The organism is Gemmatimonadaceae bacterium, from assembly GCA_036504815.1.
Taxonomy (GTDB): domain Bacteria; phylum Gemmatimonadota; class Gemmatimonadetes; order Gemmatimonadales; family Gemmatimonadaceae; genus PNKL01.
This window is the reverse complement of sequence record DASXUN010000020.1, coordinates 35,676-58,178: the sequence shown is the minus strand read 5'-3', so window position 1 is coordinate 58,178 and position 22,503 is coordinate 35,676. Positions and strand designations below refer to the sequence as shown.

Genomic DNA, 22,503 nt, shown 5'->3' with positions numbered 1-22,503 from the left:
ATCATGCTGCCGACGATCCTTGCCGTCCTTGCCTCGTTGACCGCGCTGCAGCTGCCGCCGGCCGACTCGACGCTGGTCCACCACGGCCGGCGGGGCGAGGTCGCGGTGGCGCCGCCGCGCATCGAGGCGACCATCACGGTGGATGGCGTGCTCGACGAGCCCGCCTGGTCGCGCGCGGCGCGGCTCACCGGCTTCTCGCAGTTCTCGCCGAAGGACGGCATCGCGGCGCTGGACAGCACCGAGGTGCTCGTCTGGTATTCGCCGACCGCCATGCACTTCGGCATCCGCGCCTTCGAGGCGCACGGCGAGGTGCGCGCCACGCTCGCCGAGCGCGACCGCATCGACAGCGACGACTATGTGCAGCTGCTGATCGGCACGTTCAATGATGGACGGCAGGCCACCGTCCTGATGGTCAATCCGCTTGGCGTCCAGGCCGACGGGGTGCTGAAGGAGGCGGGGCAGCTCGCGACCAGCAGCTTCATGAATCGCGTGCAATCGCGCGAGAGCGTGGACTTCAGCCCCGACTTCGTCTTTCAGTCGAAGGGGCGACTGACGTCGTGGGGCTACGAGGTCGAGGTGCGGGTGCCATTCAAGTCCCTGCGCTACCAGTCGGCCGCCTCGCAGGCGTGGGGGCTGAATGTGACGCGGGTGGTGCAGCACGCCGGCTCCGAGGACAGCTGGGCGCCGGCGCAGCGGGCCGGCGCCTCGTTCCTCGCGCAGTCGGGACGGCTGACGGGACTGACTGGCATGCGCCGCGGGCTCGTGCTCGACCTGACCCCGGAAGTCACCGATCGCGTGAATGGCCGGCCGAGTGACGCCGACGGCCGCTGGACGTATCGCGGCAACGATCCCGACGTCGGCGCCAACGTTAGGTGGGGAATCACCAACAACCTCACCCTCAACGGCGCCGTGAACCCCGATTTTTCGCAGGTCGAGGCCGACGAGGGGCAGTTTGTGTACGATCCCCGACAAGCCCTCTCCTATCCGGAGAAGCGTCCCTTCTTCCTGGATGGCATCGAGCAGCTGCGTGCGCCCAACGGTCTCGTCTACACGCGCCGGGTGGTGCAGCCCGTGGCGGCGATGAAGCTCACTGGCAAGGTCGGCGCGACCAACCTCGGCTACCTGTCCGCGTTGGACGATCGCGCCGCGAGCACCACGGGGCGTGACCGGCCGCTGTTCAACATCCTGCGCCTCACGCGCGACCTCGGCGCGCAGGGGCGCGCCGGCGTGCTGTACACCGACCGCGTGGACGGCGGCAACAGCAATCGGGTGCTCGACGTCGACGTGAACGTGGTGCGCGGACGCATCTACTCGGCGAGCCTGCAGGCGGCCGGCTCGCGCACCGAGCGCGACGGGCGCACGGTCAGCGCGCCGTTGTGGGACCTGCGGACGTCACGCAACGGGCGCGCCTTCGGGTGGACCACCAGTCTCACGGGCCTCCACCCCGACTTTCGCACCGAGAGCGGCTTCCTGCGGCGCGTCGGACAAACGCATCTGAGCATCCACCCGCGGTACACGCATTTCCGGCCGGCGGGCGGGTGGCTGGAGACGGTGACGCCGAACATGCAGATCGGCGGCGTCTGGTTTTACGACCGCTTCCTCGAGCGCGGCGATGCGCGTGACAAGCAGTTGCACTTCAATCTCGACGCCAATATGCGCGGTGGGTGGAACGTCGGGCTGTCCTGGCTGCTCGAGAGCTTCGGCTACGACCCCCGATACTATGGCGCGCTCTACCGCATCGCGGCCCCGCGCCCCGGCGGCGGCATCGACACCCTGCCGTTCACGGGGACGCCGCGCCTCCCGAATCGCGATTACGCCGTTCGGGTCGCGTCGCCGCAGTTTCGCTGGCTGCAGTTCAACACGCTGCTGCTGTGGGGGCAGGACGAGAATTTCTACGAGTGGGCGTCGGCCGATATTGTCTTCGTCCAGGTGGGCGCGGAGTTGCGGGCCTCCGAACAGCTGCGGCTGAGCGCGACGTACCAGATGCAGGAGTACGACCGCAAGCACGGCGGCGGCGCCGTCGGACTGTTCCGGAATCCGCGCCTGAAGCTGGAGTATCAGGCCACGCGCGCGCTTTCGGCGCGGGTCATCGGCGAGTACGTCAGCGAGGCGATGCTCGACCTGCGGGACGAGGGACGCACGGGGTATCCGCTGTTGCGGCGCAGCGCCGGCGGCTGGGCGAGCGCCGGCGCGTATCGCAGCAATGCCTTCCGCGTGGACTGGCTGGTCCTGTACCAGCCGCAGCCCGGCACCGTATTCTATGTAGGATACGGCGCGCGCATGACCGAGCCCGAACCAATGCGGTTCGAGCACCTCGTGCGCCGCGACGACGCCTTCTTCCTGAAAGCCAGCTACCTCTTCCGGCGATAAGGGAGTGAGCGAGCTCCTCCGGCCGTCGGGTCGCGCCAGTCAGGCGTGCGACGTCTTGACACTACTGCGGCAGCACCTGACGACCTGACCAAGTGCGTTCGGCCTCCGCGCGGGTCATGAACAGCAGCAAGGCGATGCGGCGCATCCGGAGCCAGGATTCCTGTTCGTCAGTCAGCACCTCCCGAATCCGCTGCCGAATGACAAAGGAGTGCTCGAGCGAGCTCCGGACCGCGTCGCCGTAGAGCTTCCGCAGCGCGCGAGAACCGACCTCTGGCTTTCTCGCTGCGAGGCTGGTCGCGAGGGGAAGATAGTTTGCCAGGCGGTAGGTACGCCGTTCTTGCTCGATGCTTCGCAGCGACTCAGCTTGGACGCTCGTCAGGCCGAGTTGCTCTTGGAGACGAAGCAGCAGCATCCCCTCGGTGCCTCCAAACGCCTCGGCGTTGCTCACCAGCTGCTCCTGAAACTCCTCCGCCTTCGGCACCCTACCGTCATGTCGTAGATCCCGGACGAACAGACGCAGCCACTCGTCCTCAAGTGGTGGTCCCATGGTAATCCGCGTGTCAACGATGAGTCGCAGCGGATTGACCACGTAGTTGTCCCTTCGGTCGGAGCGTCCGAACGCGGTGCGGAGCTGGTATGTGAACGCCCGCCGCGCCGGATCAAAGGACGCCGGCACCAGGAGTGTTGGATCCGGCAGATTCGTCAGCCCCCATCCGCGGAGGGCGCCGCCTCCGTGCACGAGGCGGTCGAGTGCGGTAATCGGATTACTGACGAGGATCGTGAAAGCCACGCGGTCGCTGCCGAAGAGGAACCCCGGAGCCAAGGTGGCCGCCAGCGAGTTCTGCGCGAGGCCCCAGCCCGATTTACAGGAATTGAGGGCCGCAATCCGACCTCGCTGTCGTCGCACGCACTGGCGAGCATGCCCGTCCTCGAGTCGGGCAACTTCAAGCGCCGGCGAAATGAACGCCGCATCATTGGCGAGGCCGTCTCCATTCACGTCAGCTGAAACCATCGGAGTGTAACGGTATCCAGACGTCGCCCGGAACAGCGCCGAGAACCTCACATGCGCGCCGAGGAGCGCGGTGGCTTCGACGACTACCGCGTGCTGCGGCGTTTGCTGGCGCGACCACTGCGCACGTCGCGGATCCCCGATTGTGGGTCCGGTGAAGCCGGTGACCTGCGACCTGCCCTCCGTCAGCGCATAGGACACCGTCAGCGCATTCCCGAGGTCGGCTGAGGCGGCCGAGACCGGCGACAAAGCCCGCCCCGGCCGCGAGCGCCACGTGAGGCCAATGGTTGGCTGTAGGAAGCGCGCGCCGAGATCGGAATGGCGCTCCAGAACTGCCGCGTACGTCGAGTCGACGCGAGACCCGCCGAGCGAGATGCGACCGCTCCGCGGATCGATCGCCGTCACCGGCGCGAACACGGGGCGAGCGCCCTCCTCGCCGAGCACGAAAGTGGGCATTTCCCGCAGGTTGCGATCCACGGCTTGCACGCCGGAGGCACCTTCGGCCACCGAGACGCCCGCGAGCAGGACCAGCGTGGCACCGACGACATGTCGCACCCTCAGCTCCGCTCGAGTGGATCTCGCTGGTTCGTACGAGCGCGCAGCAGCCGTGATGCCGCGGCCCGGCGCCGTCAACAAAACCGGCACGCCAGACAGGCAGCGGTCGGGCAACGCGACGGTTGAGGGCCACCCGTACGGCGCTGGCGGTACCGCGTCCCCGGTGCAGCGAAGTTCCCGCGGTGCGCTGCGATCACTGACTTGGAAGACCGGGATGTGAGAGAGCGGTTCGGTCACGCCGCGATAGACGCGGATGCCGCCGCTGATCTTGGTGCGCGTGTCGGTGACAAACCCATTGTCGGAGAGCGTCACGACGCCGCGCCCCCACGTGAATCCAAGCATGGGAGCCAATCGGGTCGTCGCGCTCACCACGCCCGTGCGAATGGCGAACACGGAGTCCGCACGATGGTCGCGGGTAGCCCCGCGCCCCCCACGGTCCCAGTCAAGTCGAAGGCCCAGCTGCAGCGTGAGGCCGCGCCCTTCCTCGGCGCCGCCGAGACGTGCCTGCTGACTCAGGGTCATCACGTCCGAGAGGGCGACCGATCCTCGCAGCGCCCGCAGTCTCGCCGTCGGATGAACGTCAAGTCGTTCAAAGTAGGTTGCGTGATTCCTCGTGAGCGCATCCAGCGATGCGAAATTCCACGCTGCCGTCGAACCCATCTGCTGGGTAACGGCAACGTCGTACGCAATCGCATCCGTGAAGGCATTGAACCGATGCCGACGGTCACGCGTCATCCACGACGCATCCCAACTCGCGAGCCACTGCTGCTTCGCGGTCCGGCTGATCCCCAGTGACGCGCCGCCAAGCATCGCGAGACCAACTGCGTTCGTAACGCTGTCCACGACCATCACGTTCAATTCGGGTGCCAGGAAGCTCGGCGTCGAACTGCTCGTGTTGACGGAATATGACAGCCGTGCTTCGCCGAGCATGCTGCGAATGTAGGGCGCCCACACCAGCGTGGTCTGGGATGCCGCCGATTGCGTCCGGACCGTGCGCGACCACGCGGTCCACGGTGACAGCCCCACCCCCGGAGTTGCTCGGATCGAGGCCTGAGAGAGCAGGTAGAACAAAGTACCATCGGTTGTCGACCCCGACTCGCCCGCTTTGGTAAGGTCCACCCGCGTGATCGCCGAGGCGCCGATCGCGGTCCGATCCAGCCGCGCCGCGCGGGGTTCGGGAGTTGCACCAAACAGCTCGTTGGCGCGACGTAACCCCTCCACAGTCGCCAAGGAGGGCGAACCGCCTCCCGCCCGAGTGGCAGGCTGCGATAGCACCGAGTATCCGGCGTCCGGCGCCAGGCTGACCTGCGCCGAAAGATTCGCGAACTTGGCTATCCTTGGGAGCGGACCGCTCATGGTGACGCTGGCCACCGCCCGCTTGGTCGTGTGATCGCCGCTCAGGTTGGCGGGCACGCCGTACTCGGCGGACCAGCGCGTGGCTCGCAGTCGCACGGAGGAGCCGCTGCCGATGGTGCTGCTGAGCAGGATCCCGCTGAAGCGGCCCACGCGGGGGTCGTACGTTGAGAGGCGAACGGCCCGCCGGAGTCCATCACGGGGCAGCTCGCCCTCGAAGTCGACGCCGTTCAGAGCGCCACGGTTTTGGTCTCCCCCTTGCCCGAACGCGCTGATCGCCCGCAAACCATTTGCACCGGGCGGGGCGACGAGCGCAGCGATGGACGAAAGCGACGCCCCGGCGTTCCCCGTCACGTCACCGGACATTCCAGTTCCCATGTCGACGAGGCTTTCGTTCGCCCCCGGCTGCCGGCCAGTGCGTGCGTCGTCACGCGGAGGGCGGGGTCGCACCGCGACGACGCGAACGGCGCCGACATCCTGAATGTGCGGCTGCAGCACCCACCGCGGAGCCTGGCCCGCGCGGAGTTCCGCCGCCGTGACTACCACGACGCGAGGCGAGAAGCCGATCGCACGGAGGCGGATGCGCCAACTCCCGGAGCCGTCGTTTCCACATCGGACGAGGACGTGCCCGTCGCTCTCCGACCTCATGGGTGCGTCGGCAACGTGAGGTTCGCACGTCGCCGCCGCGCCCGCGATAGGTCGGTCGAGGTCGTCGACAACCCGCCCCAGCACCCTGACCTCCGATCCACTCGGTTCGATCTGACTCGATGCGAGGGACGGAAGGAAAGCGCTGGTGACGCCCACAATCAGCGAGAGCGCACTCGGCCGGCGCACGCCGCGTTTCCCGTTACTGCGGAGGACGACCCTGTGGGCGAAGTCGCTCGGCGTTTGCATTGAACGTCTTGCGGTCCGCGTCGTTCCGCAGGAGGACACGCAGGGTCGAATCTCGCCAGCGATTCAGCGCGATGCGCCGATCCCACGCCCCCGGTGCGCGTCCGTCGATCGCGACCTGGCGCGTGTGTTCAGCACGAATCACCCGTACTGCACTGTCCCGCACTTCCTTCGGCAGCGTGACGCCGGCGAACAGCCCCTTGTAGATCACCTGGACGGTTGCTTCGACATCCCCTGTGGACTGGAATACCGCCTGCGCTTGCGCCGAGGATCCAGCAAGCCACACGCTCCACGCGAGCACCAGTCTTAGCATGTTGTCTCTCCGCAATCCCGGTGACAAGGAAGCTACGGCGCTCCGTCGAGCGCGCTAGCGCGTCGTGTCGCCAAACGCGTTCCGGCCGGCTCGAACGCGGTCCCGTGCCTCGAACAGTTCGGCCTGCGTCGGCACGCGGTTCAGTCGCCATCCATTTACGACGACGGTCGGCGTCGCCCGGACGCCGGCCCGCTCGCCGAATGCCTTCGCGTCGGTGAGGTACGGGACCGGTTCGCTGCTCATCGCGCACCGATCGGCGCGCATCCCGGCGGGCCACCCGGCCTCCTCGGCAAACGACGCCCAATCCTTCAATCCGAGTGAATCCTGGTGGGAGTACAACACGTCCAACATGGTATCGAAGTACCCCTCACTTCGAGCGCATTCAAGCAAGCGCGACGCGGGGGTTGCGAAGCGGTGTTGCGGCAGGGGGAACGGGATCAGCCGCACGGCGAGCGATAGGCTGTCCGCCTGCTGCACGGTCCGCGCGAGCGAGTGGAATGCACGGCAACCAGGACATTCCACGTCGGAGAAGACCAGTACCTGAAGCGTCGCCGAGGAACTTCCACTCAATCGACCGAGGGTCATCGCCTCGGGCCATTCGATAAAGCGGGTTGCGCGTAAGGGGCCGTCATCGATCGCCACAGACACGCCAGGCCGCAGTTCACGGTACAGGAGTACCGCGGCAATGCAGACGGCGGCGGACGTGAGAAGCAGATTCAGGGTGCGCTCAAGACGCGCGGTCATCGGAGTGAGCCTCGATGAATTCACCGGGTGAGGGATCGGGGGAATCCGATGGCACCAGGGGTGTCAAAAGCCGCACGGTCGGCGCGCCACTGTTCGCAATGGTTGCGCCAGCGTGCGGCCTGGGGGCCTAGTCTACGCTTCGTAGAAGCAGGTAATGGTCGCGGGATACCACGTGCCGTTGTTGCCGAGGCAAGATCCCGTCCATTCGCAGGTCGCGCCCATCACGCCGCACATTTGCATGCACGCGATGCCCGCGTAGCTGCAGGTCGACCCACACAACACACATCCTCGCGGTGTGGCACGCGCGGACGATGGCGTTGTCACCAGCGCCAGTGCACCCAACCCCACCACCAACCCGCGAAGTAGCAACCCCATGCGATTGCGCATCGTCCCCTCCGTTCGATGGACACACTTCCCGTGGCCGCGTCAGGAATGCAACGAGTGGCATAGCATAACAGGTGGCGTGGCGGAGGCAAGCCCGCAAAATGTCTCACCGGCTTGACGGGTGCCTAGAAAGTGACATAATGTAATAAGCAAGTTCGGCTGTGGAAGGACGCGACCGGGGCGGCCTCGCGGTCGCGGGCAGGCGATGTATCGGACCTCTGGCGCGGACGACCGACAATCCGCAGTTGGTACGCATACGTTCGAGGAGGAACCGATGTCCGCAGCCGAGACGCCGGGACGACGAGCGTTCCCGGAGGTGCCCGCGAGCCCCAGGCGTGCGATGCCGCGTCACCAGTTCCTGACTCTGCCGCGCAACACCGAAGCGAAAGCGCGGGAACTGCTTGCAGAGGCGAGCCAGACCGGGCGTGCCGCCGGTCTTGTGAACGCGATGTTCGCGGTTGGCCTCGACCAACTCTGTGCGAAACGACTGGCTTCACACCTCCAAATCAGCCGCGCCACGTTGCATCGGCGCTCTCATACGACATGCGGACACTCCGTAGGCTGGCTGTGCGATCGGGTACGACTCGCCGTGATATTGGCGTCATCGCTGCATGAATGCGCCTCCTCGCAGGAGCTCGCGCGGCGTCTCGGCATGGCGGATAGGACTTCACTGCGACGACTGGCCCGCCGTGCCGCCGGAATGGACCTGCTGGATCTGCGTCGGCGATCGCATGCTGAAGGTCGCGCGTTTGCCGAGCTCCTGATGCTGGAAAGCGTTGCGCCCGACCGGCCCAGTGGCGTCGAGAGACAACCTTGGGGTGAACGTCGCGCGCCCCGATGCGCTCGTGCCGAGTTTCGCCCGGACGAGTAGTCACTGCCGTGCAGGGTGGCACGACTCCGACGGCACTCGTCGCCCTCTGCAGCCCCGTTTTGCTTACGGATGGGCGCATCTCGCCGGTTGTCCTGCGTGCCAACTAACAACGCAGCAGGCGCAAGGCGGATGCTGCCGGTCCGACCCCTCCGTCGCCCTCGCCGCGCGTGTATCTTAGGGTTGTGCCGGAGCATTCGCGGTATGCGTGTCGGCTCATCGCCCGCAAGGCGTGCGCCGCCTCAACGGTCCCCCGACTATGTGCCCGATGCGATTCGGACCATCGATGACGGCACACCGGGAGAACACGATGCAGCTCAAGGACTACGACACGAAAGATCCCATCAGCGTCACGGTAGTGAGGTCCACGCGTTTCACCGCCGAGGACAGCGACACGGAGTTGCGGCACATCGACGTCGCCGTCGACACGCGGCAGCGGGCGACGCTGGTCGGGGAAGGCCGTTGGGCTGAGCTGATCTACTGAGCGCGCCGCAACGTCCACGCCCGTGACCCGTACCGGCAGAGAAGGCCTTATGACCCTTGATCAACTCGAAACCCCCGTGCCGCTCGTCGACGTCGACGTGATGGCGCACAACCTGGACGCGATGCAGTCGTACGCGGACGCGCACGGCCTCGCCCTCCGGCCGCACACCAAGACGCACAAGTCGGTGCACGTGGGACGCGAGCAGGTCCGTCGCGGCGCCGCCGGCCTCACCTGCGCCACGCCGCACGAGGCCACCGTGATGCAGCAGGCCACCGATGACCTGCTGGTGGCCTATCCGGTGGTCGGCCACGCGAAGCTCGACCGGCTCTTCACCGTGCGCGAGGACGTGGCCCTGCGCGTGCAGCTCGACTCGGCGCATGCCATCGATGAACTCGCGGCCGCGGCGGTGCGCCACGACCGGGCCGTGGCGGTGACGGTGGAGTTCGACGCCGGGATGCACCGCGTCGGCGTGCCGTCCCTGGACGACGCCATCACCCTGGCGCGGCATGTCGCCGCCAATCCGCCCCTCGAGTTCTCGGGGATTGCGTTCTACCCCGGACACATCCGCGAGCCGGTGATGTCGCAGGACGCGGCGCTGGCGCGGCTGCGCCATCGCGTGGGTGAGGCACTAGAGGCCTTCGCGGACGCCGGCCTGCCGCCGGCCGTGGTGAGCGGCGGTTCGACGCCTACCATGTGGCGCTCGCACGAGATCACGGGCGTCACCGAGATTCGCCCGGGAACGTACGTCTACAACGACCGCACGACCGCCGAAATCGGGGCGTGCAAGTGGGCCGACTGCGCCTTCACGGTGCTGGCCACTGTGGTGAGCACGAGCGTCCCCGGACAGGCCGTCATTGACGCCGGCGCCAAGGCGCTGGGGCGCGAGCCGATCCGCGGCGCCGGCGGCGAAGGGTGGGGCGCGCTGCTCGACCGGCCGGAGGTCATCGTGTCGCGGATGAGCGAGGAGCACGGCATCCTCGACCTGGCGAACACCGACTGGCGGCCGCAGGTGGGCGAACAGGTGCGCGTGGTGCCCAACCACGTCTGCATCGTGACGCATCTCAACGACGTGATCTTCGGCATCAGTCACGGCGAGGTCGTGACGTCGTGGCCGGTGGACGCGCGCGGACGCGGATACGGCGTGCTGATCGGGGCGTAGGCGCGATCTGGCCTTCTTCACCACGGAGGCACGGAGAACCGCCTGAGGGCCACGGAGAAACTGCAACTTCTTGGAGTAACAACGCGCGCCACGCAGAGATTGCGTGGCGCGATGTCGTTACCACCAGTTGTGGTAGTCCTCTGTGGCCCTCAGGTAGTTCTCCGTGCCTCCGTGGTGAAAAAGGCCAGCGTGTCCTACCGACCCGGCTCCGGCACGCGCCCCGGCGTGTACGGTGCGCCGGCCTTCTCGAGCGCCGTCTCGATCTTCGGGATGGTCTCCTGCACGAGCGCGCGCAGCGCCGTCACCTGCGGCCCCAGCTGCTCGGCCACGATGGCGAGATCGCGCTCCATCGTGTTCGTCGGCATGCTGAGCGAGCGCCCCATGTCGACGCCCACGCGTTCGCTAAGGGACGGCGGTGTCGCCTCGTAGCGCGCGGCGAGGATGTCATCGCCGCGCAGCGCCTCGACGATACCGCGGAGCGTCTTGATCGCGGCGCGCACGTCTCCCGCCACGGCCGCCGGCACTGCCGGGGCCTGATCGGCGGCGCGCTTCATGGCGTCGAGCCGAGTCTGCGTGGCGGTGGCCAGCTCCACGGCGCCGCTCACGTGGCGCTGCAGCTCGCGCTGGCGCGTCATGAACTTCGCCCGCGCCGCGTGCTCGGCCATCGTCACCGTGCCGGCGGGATCGTTGAGCACCTCGATGGTCTGCTTCGTGCCGATCGGCGTGACGACGCCGTCGACGCGCTGCGCCACCGTCACCGCGTACGTGCCGGGAGCGACGTACGGACCGCTTGGCCCGAAGCCGCCGCCGTCGCCCTCGCCCTCGCCGCCGGCGGGGCGGGCGCGGCCCAGTGTGCCGGCCGCCATGCGCAGATCCCACGCGACGCGCTGGAATCCCTTGCCCGTCGGTCCGGTCAGGGTGCGAATCGCCGCGCCGGTTGAGTCATAGATGGTGAGGAGGATTGTCGGCGCCTCTTCCAGCGCCTCCGCCTTCAGCGCGGCCATCGCGGGATAGCTGATCGGTTTGCCCGCCTTCTCCGCCGCCTTCTCCGCCTCGACGCGCCTGGCCTGCTTCGTCTTCAGCGCCTCGGGGAGGTAGTAGTTGATCACCGCGCCGAAGGGCGGATTGTCGGCCGTGTAGAAATTCTCGCCCTGGAACGACTTGCCGCGGCCACCGTAGCTCTGCGTCGTGATGTACAACCAGGTGCGGCGCACCGGCTCGACGCCGGCCACCTTGAGCGACGCCGTCGTGGCGCGGCGCAGCGGGGTGTAATCGTCCAGCACGTAGAAGCCGCGGCCGAACGTCGCGATGACGAGATCGTGCTCGCGCTTCTGGATCACCAGGTCCCGCACCGCGATGGTCGGGAGCCCGGGAAGCTTGAACCAGTGCTTGCCGCCGTCCTTGCTGGCCCACGCGGCAAACTCCGTGCCCGCAAAGAGCAGGTTCGGATCCACATGGTCCTCGGCGAACGCATAGCTGGAGCCGCGCGCCGGCAGGTCGCCGTTGATCGACGTCCAGGTGCGTCCGGCGTCGGTGCTCTTGAGCAGGTACGGCTTGTAGTCGCCATTCTGGTGGTTCTCGACGGCCACGTAGACCGTCTTCGCGTCGTGCTGCGACGCTTTCACACGTGCGACATAGGCGTCTTTCGGCACGCCCGGCAGCGAGTCGACGCGGCGCCAGTTCTTGCCGCCATCTTCGCTCACCTGGATGAGGCCGTCGTCGGTTCCCACGTAGAGCAGCCCTTCGGTCTTGGGCGACTCGGAGATGGCGCTGATGTTGCCGTAGAGCGCCGTGGACTGGTTCTTCGCCACCGCGTCGGGGCCCCAGAGCTTGCCCATCACGAGCTTCGCATTGCGGTCGATCTGGCGCGAGAGGTCGCCCGAGACGGCCGTCCACGTGTTGCCGCGATCCTCGCTGCGATACAGCCGCTGCGACGCGGTGAAGAGCCGGGTGTGCGAATGCGGCGAGATGAGGATGGGCGTGTCCCAGTTCCAGCGCGCCGGCGGCTCGTTGGGCTCGGTGGTGGGCTGGATGCCGATGCGCTGGCCGGTACGACGGTCCACGCGCACCATCGCGCCGTGCTGCGCCTCGGCGTAGACGGTGTTCGGATCTTCGGGGTCGATGCGCGAGACGAAGCCGTCGCCGCCCTGCGTCACCACCCAGTCCTGGTTCAGGATGCCGTGATCGGAGCGGGTGCGCGACGGACCGTGCAGCGAGTAGTTGTCCTGCGTGCCGCCGGCGATGTGGTAGAACGGCAGGTCGTAGTCCACGTCCACGTCGTAGAACTGCGTGATGGGCAGGTTCTCATAGAACGCCCACGTGCCGCCGCGATCCCAGCTGCGGTAGAGCCCGCCATCGTTGCCCATCAGCAGGTGGTCGGTGTTCTTCGGGTCCACCCACAGGATGTGGTTGTCCACGTGCATGCTGCGCTGCCCCAGTTGGCGCAGCGTGCGGCCGCCGTCGTCGGACACCTGGGTGTAGACGTCGGGGATGTAGATGCGGTCCACGTTCACTGGATCGGCCCAGACCAGGCCGTAGTACATCGAGCCCTGGTTGAAGTCCGAGCGCTTCTCCCACGTCACGCCGTTGTCGATGGAGCGATAGACGCCGCCCTTGCGATTGGCGGCCTCGACGTTGGCGTACAGGATGTCGGGGTTCACCGGCGAGATGGCGAGGCCGATGCGCCCCAGCTCCTCACTCGGCAGGCCGGTGTTCACCTTCGTCCACGTCTTGCCGCCGTCGGTGCTGCGATGGATCGCGCTCTCGGGGCCGCCGTTGATGAGCGTGAAGAAATGCCGGCGGCGCTGGTACGACGACGCCACCAGCACCTTCGGGTTGCGCGGATCGACGACGACGTCGGAGACGCCCGTGTGGTCGCTGATCTTCAGCACCTGTTCCCACGTCTTGCCGCCATCGCTGGTCTTGTACAGGCCGCGATCGCCGCCGGCGCTCCACAGCGGACCCTGCGCGGCGACGTACACGATGTCGCTGTTGGTCGGATCCACCACGATCTTGCCGATGTGTTCCGACTGCTTGAGGCCGACGTTCTTCCACGTGCGCCCGTTGTCCTCGGACTTGTAGACGCCGTCGCCGTAGGCCACGGAGCGCTGCGAGTTGTTCTCACCCGTCCCCACCCAGACGACGTTCGGATTGCGCGGGTCGATGGCGATGTACCCGATGGAGTAGGCGCCCTCGCGGTCCATGATCGGCTGCCAGGTGGCGCCGCCATTCACCGACTTCCAGAGGTTGCCCGACGACGCGCCGACGTAGATGATCGCGGGGTTGCTGGGATGCACGGCGAGCGCGCCAATGCGCCCCGAGGTCATGGCCGGGCCGATGTTGCGCGCGCGCAGCCCGCCGAAGGCCTCGGTGTTGAACGGCGACTTGGGCGTCGTGTCGGTGGCCGCCTTGGCGGAATCGGCGGCCGCCGACTTGGCGGGCGTCGCGGGCTTGGCAGGTGCGGTGGCCGGCTTCGCGGGTGTAGCGGGCTTGGCCGGTGCGATGGCGCCCTGCGCGAGCACGCTGAACGGGGCGGCGAGCAGGAGGGTGCGCAGTGAAGCAGTCAGTTGGCGCGTCATGGGAAGGCGAGGGAAGTGTGCGGGTGCGCGATGCAGCAGGTCATCCGGGCTTGAAGCTCGCGCATTCGGGAGAGGTCTGCCAGCGAAAAACGCCGACGCACGACGGGGGATGGCCACCTCGCCATCCCCCGTGCGCGACACGCGGTGCCTGCTATCGGTCGTCGTCCTCGTCAAAGGGGGCAACGGCGCTGCCGTCGCCACTGTTCCCTTCGACGCGCAGCGACTGCTTGTACGTCTTGTCGCCCACCTTCAGGGTCACGAGGTACGTCCCGGTGCTGGCTTCGCTGCCGCCGGCGCCAAAGCCGCCAAAACCGCGTCCCGCCGGGGCCGGCACCTTGAGGCCGATCAGCACGAAAATCTTCTTCACGGCGTCCGTCTCGGTGCCGCCGCGCTGCACGCCGCCCTCGGCGGCCGCGTCGGCCGCACCCGGGCGAGGCGCCTGGCCTTCGCCCGGCCGAGCGCAGAACATGTCCCACTGCGTGAGTGGACGCTCGCACCCCACGCCGCCTCGTCCGCCGCCACCGAAGCGTCCGCCCAAACCCGCGCCGGCCGGCGGGTTCAGCAACTGCCGGGTGCGCGCGAGCGCGGTGCTGTCGTAGTTGGCCTTGGCGAGCGAGTCGAGCACGGCCGGGGCGCGCGTCGCCTTGAGGATCGAATCGCGCTTCTCCGACGGCGACAGTGCCGCCGGCGCCACCGGCGGCCGCGCGGTGCTGCGGAAGTTCCAGTTGACCGAGCGCAGGCCGCTGCCGCCCGTGCCGTTCAGCGTGGCCAGTTCGTCGCCGGCGGCGTTGGCAATCGTGATGCGCACCGTCGACGGCGCATCCGCCCCGAGCTTGTAGAAGATGTCGGCGCCGTACGCGGGGCTCGGCGTCGCGAAGAATGCCTGCGCGTTGCCGTTGCCGCTCGCCATGCGCGTCGGCTCCTCGCCCCACTGATACGCGGTGCGCGGCACAAAGAGGTGCGCGTCGGCGGAGAGCACCGTCGCGTTCATCTGCTGCAGCGGCGTGATGTCGGCAACCCAGATGCCGCGACCGTGCGTGGCCGCAATCAGTTCGTGGTCGCGCGGATGGATCTTGAGGTCGTACACGGGCACCGTCGGCATCCCGCTCATGAGGCGCGACCACGTGGCGCCCTTGTCGAGCGACGCGTAGACCGCCACCGACGACCCCACGAAGAGCAGGTTCGCGTTGGTCGGGTCCTCGCGCACCACGTGCAGGAAGTCGCCCGGCATGTCCTTGGGGAGGTTGCCGGCGATCGAACGGAACGTCTTGCCGCCGTCGTTGGTCGCGTACAGATACGGCGCGAAATCGTTGTAGCGATGGTTGTCGAATGCCACGTAGAACGTGAGCGAGTCAAAGTGCGACGGCTCGATGCGCGCCACGTACAGCTCGCCCGGCAGGCCGGGGAAGCGCGCGCTCAGGTTCTCCCACGCGGCGCCGTCGTTCGTGGACTTCCAGACGTTGCCGTCATCGGTGCCGGCAAAGAGCAGCCCGGGCTTCACGTACGATTCGGCCAGCGCGACCACCGTGCCGTACGTCTCGGCGCCAGTCGCGTCGAGGGTGATGCCGCCGGTCAGGTTCATCGACGTGTCGATCTTCGCCGTGAGCTTCTTCGACAGGTCGGGCGAGATCAGGAACAGGTCGTCGCCCTGCTTGGTGCTCTTGAGCACGCGGTTGCCCGCAAAGTAGAACGTCTGCGGGTTGTGGGGCGACAGGAAGAACGGCGAGTTCCAGTTGAAGCGCAGCGCGAGGTCCATCGAGTCGGCCTTCTGCTTTGCCTTGAGCGCATTCACCACGGCCGTCACTTCCTTGGTGGCGGGCTTGGTGATGTCGCCGCGCACGATCGCGATGGAATCCTCCCACCGCTTGTACTGCTCCTGCCACGACGGCTTGCGCAGGCCGGCGCGCTCGCCGGTGCGGACGTTCACGCGCGAGACATTGCCCCCCTGCGATTCGCCGAAGGCGATGTCGGAATTCGTCGGGTCCTGCGCCGTGTAGAAGCCGTCGCCGCCGGAGATGGTGAACCAGTAGGCCAGGTTCACCGACCCGTTCTTGCTGCGGCTCGGCCCGCACCACGTGCCGTTGTCCTGCGCGCCGGCGCAGACGTTGTACGGCACGTGCATGTCGTAGCTGACTTCGTAGAACTGGGCCAGCGGCAGGTTCATCGGCTGGATGAAATTGCCGCCCTTGTCGAACGAGATCGCGATGCCGCCGTCGTTGGCGATGACCAGCCGCTCCGGGTCGTTCGGGTCGATCCACATGCCGTGGTCGTCCACATGCACCGACTGCGCGGCGGGACGCGCGTTCTTGCCGCCTTCATCCGACACCTGCATCTGCGTCGACGAGAAGTAGACGCGATCGGGATTCGTGGGATCGACGCGCACCTGCGAGTAGTAGAACGGGCGCACGTTGGCGTTGTTCGTCTTCACCCACGTCTTGCCCGCGTCGGCGGAGCGATACAGTCCGTTGTCGGCCGGCACGCGCTCGGCGGCGAACTTCCCGTCCTTGGACGGCTTGGCCGCCTCGACCATCGCGTAGAGGATGTCGGGGTTGCTCGCCGCCAGCGCGAGCCCGAGGCGACCCTTTGGGCCCGTCGGGAATCCGTTGCCGGTGATCTCCGTCCAGGTCTTGCCACCGTCCGTCGTCTTCCAGAGCGCCGAGCCGGGGCCGCCGCTCTTCAATGAGTACGGAGTGCGGAGACGCTCATACGAGGCGGCGTACACCACGTCGGAGTTCCGCGGGTCGATCATGACGTCAACAAAGCCCGCCTTGTCGCTGACGAACTTCACCAGCTGCCACGTGGTGCCGCCGTCGGTCGTCTTGTACAGCCCGCGCTCGGGGTTGCTCTTCCAGGCCGCGCCGAGGGCGGCCACCCACACGACGTTCGGGTTCCGCGGATCGACCGCGATGCGCCCGATGTGCTGGGTCTTCTCGAGCCCCATCAGCTTCCAGGTCAGCCCGCCGTCCACCGACTTGTAGATGCCGGCGCCGGGTTCGATGCTGTTGCGCGAGTGCGGCTCGCCCGTGCCGAGCCAGACCTGCTGGGTGTCCGACGGCGCGATCGCGAGCACGCCCATCGAGGCGACGCGCTTGTCGTCGAAGACCGGGCGCCACGTCTGCCCGTTGTTGGTCGTCTTCCAGACGCCGCCGGCCGCGGCGGCGACGAACAGGGTCTTGCTGGGGCCGGGGATGCCGGCCACGTCGGAGAGGCGGCCCATGAAGTTGGCCGGACCGACGTTGCGCCACTTCATGGCGGCCGTGGCGGCCGAGTCGAGCGCCTGCGCGTGCAGCGAGGTCGCGGCGCCGCAGAGGAGGAGAGCCAGACGGAATCGCATAGAGGTCCTCGGGCGTGTTGGGGCGGGGATGACGTAGAGGTACGCCGCGCCCCCTTCTATCGTTGGCGGCGGTCAGACCGCTAGCCGTGGGCGCGCCGCGGGGCAAATTTCGCACTGGACCTCCCACCCAATCCCGACATGCGCGCCCGGCTCCCTTGGCTCCCCTGGATCCCCCTCTCGCTCCTGCTCGCCCTCCCGCTGGGCGCGCAACGCCCCAAGACCCCCTCCGTCGCGCCGGCCGCGGCGGTGGCCTTCGACTCCTCGGCGTTCCGCGCCCTGCAGTGGCGGAACATCGGTCCGTTCCGCGGCGGCCGAGCGGTTGCGGTGACGGGGGTGACGGGGCAGCCGTTCACCTACTACGCCGGCTACACGGGCGGCGGTGTCTGGAAGACGGACGACGCGGGGCTGAGCTGGCGGAACATCTCCGACGGCTACTTCAAGACGAGTTCCATTGGCGCCATCACGGTCGCCGAGTCCGATCCGAATGTCGTGTATGTGGGCACGGGCGAGCATGCCGTGCGCGGCCAGTCGTCGTCGTTCGGCGACGGCGTCTACAAGTCTACCGATGCGGGCAAGACGTGGGTGCGCATTGGGCTCGAGAAGACGAAGCAGATCTCCAACATCCGCGTGCACCCCAGGAATGCCGACCTCGTCTACGTCGCGGCGCAGGGTGAACGGTGGACCGGGACGCCCGATCGCGGCGTCTACCGGTCGAGCGACGGCGGCAAGACCTGGTCGCTGGTGCTGAAGGGCGAGAATGCGACGAGTGGCGCCAGCGCGCTCTCCATGGATCCCACCAATCCGCGCGTGCTGTACGCCGCGTTCTGGGACCATCAGCGCCTGCCGTGGATGGTGCGTTCAGGCGGCCCCGGGAGTGGCATCTGGAAGAGCACCGACGGGGGCGACACGTGGACGCGCCTCACCGACGGGCTGCCGAAACTGATGGGGAAGATTGGCGTCGACGTCTCGCCGGCCAATCCGGAGCGCGTCTACGCGATCGTCGAAGCGGAGAAGGGCGGGCTGTACCGGTCGGACGACGCCGGCAAGACGTGGCGCCTACTGAGCGAGGACCGCCTGATTCAGACGCGGTCGTGGTACTACATGAACATCACCGCCGATCCCAGGAATGCCGACGTCGTCTGGGTGATGAACGCGCCGGTCATGCGCTCCATCGACGGCGGCCGCACCTTCGCGACGGTCGAAGCCAAACACGGCGACAATCACCAGCTGTGGATCAACCCGTCCGATTCGCGCTACGTGATCAACGCCAACGACGGCGGCGCGTCGATTTCCCTCGATGGCGGCAAGAGCTGGAGCACGCAGGACAACCAGCCGACCGCGCAGTTCTATCACGTGGCGGTGGACGACGTCTATCCGTACCGCCTGTACGCCGGCCAGCAGGACAATTCGTCGGTGATCATCAAGAGTCGCACCGACGGCGGGTCCATCGGCGCCGACGACTGGCAGTCGGGCCCCGGCTGCGAGAGCGCCAACGTGGGCGTCGATCGCAAGAACCCGCGCTACGTCTATGGCGGCTGCTATCAGGGCATCATCGACGAGCTCGATATGCAGACGGGGCTGCCGCGCGAGATCATGCCGTATCCGGCGCTCAACCTCACCGAGCCGTCCGACCAGACGCGCTATCGCTATAACTGGACGGCGCCGATTGTCGTCTCGCAGCACGACGGGCGCGTCGTCTATCACGGCGGCAACGTGCTGTTCAAGACGAGCGACCGCGGCCGGCACTGGGCGCCGATCTCGCCCGATCTCACCCGCAATGACAAGGCCACGCAGGGATTCGGCGGCGGCCCCATCACCAACGAGGGCGCGGGCGGCGAGATCTACAACACTATCGTGACGATCAGCGAGTCGCCCCGGGATGCCAGCGTCCTCTGGGTCGGCACCGACGACGGGCTGGTGCAGGTGACGCGAGATGGCGGGAAGTCGTGGACGAATGTGACGCCCACCGGCGTCGGCGAAGGACTGTCGAATCACATCGACGCCTCACCGCACGACGCGGGGACCGCGTACCTCGCCTTCCGTCGTGACCGCCGTGGCGAGTACACGCCCTACGCCTTCCGGACGACGGACTACGGCAAGACGTGGACGAAGATCACCACGGGCCTGCGCGACGGCGAGCCGGTGCGCAGCGTGCGCGCCGATCCGGCGCGTGCCGGGTTGCTCTATGCCGCCACCGAAACGGGCGTCTACATCTCGTTCGACGACGGCGGCCTCTGGCAGCCGTTCTCGCAGAACCTCCCGGTCACGCCGGTCACCGACCTGGTGGTCCGCCACGACAACCTGTACGCGAGCACCGAGGGGCGTGCGTTCTGGATTCTCGATGATCTCAGCGCCGTGCGGCAGCTCGCGGACAGCATCGTCAGGAAACCGGTGCACCTCTTCGCGCCACGGCAGGCGCTGCAGGTGCCCGGCGCTAATCCGCCGGTGCGCGATGCCGGACGTAACGCGCCGGCCGGGGCAAGCGTCTACTACCATTTCGCGACCGTTCCTGACTCGAACGCGACGCTGACCATCGACTTTCTCGACGCGCGCGGCGCGGTGATGCGCAGCTACTCGTCCAAGGCACCCGCCGGCGCTGCGGCGGCGGCCAGCGGCGGTCGTCGCAGCGGCCCGCCGTCGAATCGCCTGGCGTTGAAAGCCGGTCTCAACGCGATGCAGTGGGACCTGCGCGCCGATGCGCCGACACAACTCGAGGGGATCTCCCTCTTTGGTGGTCCGAACGGCGGCGCGCTCGTCACGCCGGGGCGCTACACGGCGCGGCTGACCTACGGCAAGATCGTCGAGTCACAGACATTCGACGTGCTCCCCGATCCGCGGCGCTCGTCCGATCCAGCGGACGTCGCCGCGCGCGATTCGCTGTCGCGGGCCATCGTCGCGCGGGTGAAGGAAATTCACGAATCGGTGCTGCGCCTGCGCGACATCAAGGAGCAGGTGCAGAAGATCGTCGAGCGCACCAAGGACGTCGAGCAGGCCGCGACGATCTCGGACAAGGGGAAGGGGATCGCGGGGAAGGTGGACGCGGTCGACCCGAAGCTTACCACCAAGTCGCGCAACGGGCAGGACATCATCAACTATCGCAACGGCATCAACGCGCAGTACGTCTTCCTCCTCGGCAATCTCGAGGGGAACGACGTGGTGACGCAGCCGATGCGCGACCGGTTCGCCGACCTCGAACAGCTGTGGAAGGCGCTGAAAGCCGACGTCGACGCCATCGAGCAGCAGGACGTGCCGGCGTTCAACAAGTTACTGCAGGACGCCAAGGTGCCGGGGGTGATTGTGCCGGCGCCGAAACCGAAGATTGCGATGTGAGTGCAGGGTGCAGGGAACAGGGTGCGGGGGAGGGGTGCGGAGTGTGGTGCGGGGGGACGGGGTCGTTAAGGAGGCATCATGATGGTTCGAGGACGAACATCAATTGCAGCGCTGGCGGCCTTGTTGGCCGTAGCGTCGACGGAAGTGATGGCGCAAAAGGCAAGCCGCGCGGCGGCACCGCTCACCGTCACCTCGCCGAACGGAGCGCTCAGCGTCACGGTCGGCGTGGGCGAGCAGCTCACCTGGGCCGTCACGCTGCGCGGCAAGACCATCCTCAAGCCGTCGCGCCTCGGCATCACGCTCGCGGACGGACAGGTGCTCGGCGCCAAGCCCGTCGTCAAGGCAACCAGTACCTCGGCCGTCGATGACGTTCTGCGTCCGGTTGTGCGTGTGAAGCGCGCCGAGGTGCGCGATCACTACAATGCGCGGCGCATCGACTTCGCCGGCGGCTATGCGCTGCTCATTCGCGCGTACGACGATGGCGTGGCGTATCGCTTCGTCACGGCGCTGCCGGGCGACATTACCGTGGTGAACGAGGACGCGACCTTCGCCTGGGCCGGCGACCACCTGACGTACTTCCCGGAAGAGACCAGCTTCCAGTCGCACCAGGAACGGCAGTACAAGCAGGTGAAGGTGAGCGAGATCGGCAAGCGCTTCTCGTCACTTCCCGCGATGATCGTGCTCCCCGACGGCGTGAAGGCGGTGATCACCGAAGCCGACCTGTTCGACTATCCCGGCATGGATCTCACCGGCGACACCGCCGCGCTGACGCTGCGCGGCCTCTTCCCAGCGTATCCCAAGAAGGTCGAGCTCCGCCGCGACCGCGACGAAGTCGTGACCGAGCGCGAAGGCTACATCGCCAAGACCACGGGGACGCGCGCCTTCCCGTGGCGGGCGCTGGTGATCGCGGAGCACGACGAGACGCTGCTCGACACGGACCTCGTCTATCGCCTCGCCTCCGAGACGACGATGACCGACACCGGCTGGATCTGGCCGGGGCTCGTCGCGTGGGACTGGTGGAACGCCAACAACATCTACGGCGTGCCGTTCCGCGCCGGCGTGAACACCGAGACGTACAAGCATTACATCGATTTTGCCGCCGAGAACGGCATTCCCTACATCATCCTCGACGAAGGGTGGTATCCGCTTGGGAACCTGCTCGCGACGGTGCCGGCCATCGACATGGAGGCGATCGCCGAGCATGCCAGGGCGAAACACGTCGGCCTAGTGATGTGGGTCATCTGGAAGACGCTCGACCTGCAGCTGCAGCCGGCGCTCGACCAGTTCGAGAAGTGGGGCGTGAAGGGGATCAAGGTCGACTTCATGCAGCGCGAGGATCAGTGGATGGTCAACTTCTACGAGCGGGTGGCGAAGGAGGCCGCCAAGCGGCACCTGCTCGTCGACTTCCACGGCGCATACAAGCCGACGGGACTCTATCGCACGCATCCGAACGTCGTGACCAGCGAAGGCGTGCTTGGCCTCGAGCAGAGCAAGTGGAGCGAGCTCGCCTCACCCGAGAACGCGGTCACGTTCCCGTTCATGCGCATGCTGGCCGGCCCGGTGGATTACACGCCGGGCGCGATGATCAACGCCACCAAGGCCGACTTCAAGCCGGTCTGGGCCCGGCCGATGAGCCAGGGAACCCGCTGCCAGCAGCTGGCGATGTACGTCGTCTATGAGAGTCCGCTGCAGATGCTCGCGGACTCGCCGTCGAACTACCGCAAGGAGCCGGAGACGTTGGCCTTCCTTTCGCGAGTGCCGACGGTGTGGGACGAGACAAAGGTGCTGAGTGCCAAGGTGGGCGAATACATCGTGGTGGCCCGGCGCTCGGGCGCCGACTGGTACCTCGGTGCGCTCACGAATTGGACGGCGCGGGCCGTGGACATCGACCTCGCCTGGCTTGGCGCCGGCGCCTTCACGGCCGAGGTGTTCCGCGATGGACCGAACGCCGACCGTGCCGGCGTGGACTACGAGCACGCGGAGCTGCGGCTCTCGGCGAGCGACAAGCTGACGCTGCGGCTCGCCCCCGGCGGCGGCTTCGCGGCGCGCATCTCGCCGCGGTAGACGCGGCTGGGTGAACGTGCGCGGGGCTCGCGATGCCAGTCATCGCGAGCCCCGTCCTCATCGGGTG

At 67.5% G+C, this 22,503-nt stretch carries 10 protein-coding genes; 5 read left to right on the top strand and 5 right to left on the bottom strand.

The genetic code is table 11. The annotated features are described in order from the left end of the window. The first annotated feature begins 3 nt into the window (after positions 1-3). On the top strand, positions 4-2,370 hold the full coding sequence (locus tag VGJ96_09435; GenBank protein HEY3287322.1) for a DUF5916 domain-containing protein: 2,367 nt from the start codon (positions 4-6) through the stop codon (positions 2,368-2,370). A 61-nt stretch (positions 2,371-2,431) separates the two neighbouring features. Here VGJ96_09435 and VGJ96_09430 read toward each other — a convergent pair whose 3' ends face one another. The 3 genes from VGJ96_09430 to VGJ96_09420 form a co-directional block, all read right to left on the bottom strand. Continuing rightward, entirely contained in the window at positions 2,432-5,653 is a 3,222-nt protein-coding gene (locus VGJ96_09430) for a hypothetical protein (GenBank protein ID HEY3287321.1), read from the bottom strand. A 481-nt stretch (positions 5,654-6,134) separates the two neighbouring features. Next, complete coding sequence (locus VGJ96_09425; protein ID HEY3287320.1) at positions 6,135-6,491, bottom strand: hypothetical protein; 357 nt, start codon at positions 6,489-6,491, stop codon at positions 6,135-6,137. Positions 6,492-6,545: 54 nt separating this feature from the next. After that, positions 6,546-7,235 carry a thioredoxin domain-containing protein gene (locus tag VGJ96_09420; protein ID HEY3287319.1) on the bottom strand — a complete coding sequence of 230 codons (690 nt, stop codon included), beginning with the start codon at positions 7,233-7,235 and terminating at the stop codon, positions 6,546-6,548. A gap of 1,538 nt (positions 7,236-8,773) precedes the next feature. On the opposite strand from VGJ96_09420, the gene VGJ96_09415 reads away from it, so the two are divergent. Beyond that, entirely contained in the window at positions 8,774-8,971 is a 198-nt protein-coding gene (locus VGJ96_09415; GenBank protein ID HEY3287318.1) for a hypothetical protein, read from the top strand. Between the two features lie 49 nt (positions 8,972-9,020). Then, positions 9,021-10,130, top strand: a complete 1,110-nt coding sequence (locus VGJ96_09410) for an alanine racemase (protein ID HEY3287317.1) — start codon at positions 9,021-9,023, stop codon at positions 10,128-10,130. A 194-nt stretch (positions 10,131-10,324) separates the two neighbouring features. Here the strand turns inward: VGJ96_09410 and VGJ96_09405 are convergent, their stop codons facing one another. Together VGJ96_09405 and VGJ96_09400 are read right to left on the bottom strand one after the other, a co-directional pair. After that, a complete protein-coding gene (locus VGJ96_09405; protein ID HEY3287316.1) occupies positions 10,325-13,708 on the bottom strand; it encodes a hypothetical protein in 3,384 nt (1,127 codons plus the stop codon). Between the two features lie 151 nt (positions 13,709-13,859). Continuing rightward, positions 13,860-17,042, bottom strand: coding sequence for a hypothetical protein (locus VGJ96_09400; GenBank protein HEY3287315.1), 3,183 nt, complete (start codon positions 17,040-17,042; stop codon positions 13,860-13,862). A 138-nt stretch (positions 17,043-17,180) separates the two neighbouring features. Here VGJ96_09400 and VGJ96_09395 point away from each other — a divergent pair, with 138 nt between their 5' ends. Both VGJ96_09395 and VGJ96_09390 read left to right on the top strand, forming a co-directional pair. Next, positions 17,181-20,372, top strand: a complete 3,192-nt coding sequence (locus VGJ96_09395; GenBank protein ID HEY3287314.1) for a glycosyl hydrolase — start codon at positions 17,181-17,183, stop codon at positions 20,370-20,372. A 147-nt stretch (positions 20,373-20,519) separates the two neighbouring features. Further along, the gene (locus VGJ96_09390; GenBank protein ID HEY3287313.1) at positions 20,520-22,436 is read left to right on the top strand and encodes a glycoside hydrolase family 97 protein; all 1,917 of its coding nucleotides are present in this window, start codon (positions 20,520-20,522) and stop codon (positions 22,434-22,436) included. Positions 22,437-22,503 lie beyond the last annotated feature (67 nt).

Excerpts from the sequence above, each read along its gene's own strand:
- VGJ96_09430 (HEY3287321.1), bottom strand. The coding sequence starts at position 5,653 with ATGTCCGGTGACGTGACGGGGAACGCCGGGGCGTCGCTTTCGTCCATC.
- VGJ96_09405 (HEY3287316.1), bottom strand. The coding sequence starts at position 13,708 with ATGACGCGCCAACTGACTGCTTCACTGCGCACCCTCCTGCTCGCCGCC.
- VGJ96_09425 (HEY3287320.1), bottom strand. The coding sequence starts at position 6,491 with ATGCTAAGACTGGTGCTCGCGTGGAGCGTGTGGCTTGCTGGATCCTCG.
- VGJ96_09435 (HEY3287322.1), top strand. The coding sequence starts at position 4 with ATGCTGCCGACGATCCTTGCCGTCCTTGCCTCGTTGACCGCGCTGCAG.
- VGJ96_09420 (HEY3287319.1), bottom strand. The coding sequence starts at position 7,235 with ATGACCGCGCGTCTTGAGCGCACCCTGAATCTGCTTCTCACGTCCGCC.
- VGJ96_09410 (HEY3287317.1), top strand. The coding sequence starts at position 9,021 with ATGACCCTTGATCAACTCGAAACCCCCGTGCCGCTCGTCGACGTCGAC.
- VGJ96_09390 (HEY3287313.1), top strand. The coding sequence starts at position 20,520 with ATGGCGCAAAAGGCAAGCCGCGCGGCGGCACCGCTCACCGTCACCTCG.
- VGJ96_09400 (HEY3287315.1), bottom strand. The coding sequence starts at position 17,042 with ATGCGATTCCGTCTGGCTCTCCTCCTCTGCGGCGCCGCGACCTCGCTG.
- VGJ96_09415 (HEY3287318.1), top strand. The coding sequence starts at position 8,774 with ATGACGGCACACCGGGAGAACACGATGCAGCTCAAGGACTACGACACG.
- VGJ96_09395 (HEY3287314.1), top strand. The coding sequence starts at position 17,181 with ATGCGCGCCCGGCTCCCTTGGCTCCCCTGGATCCCCCTCTCGCTCCTG.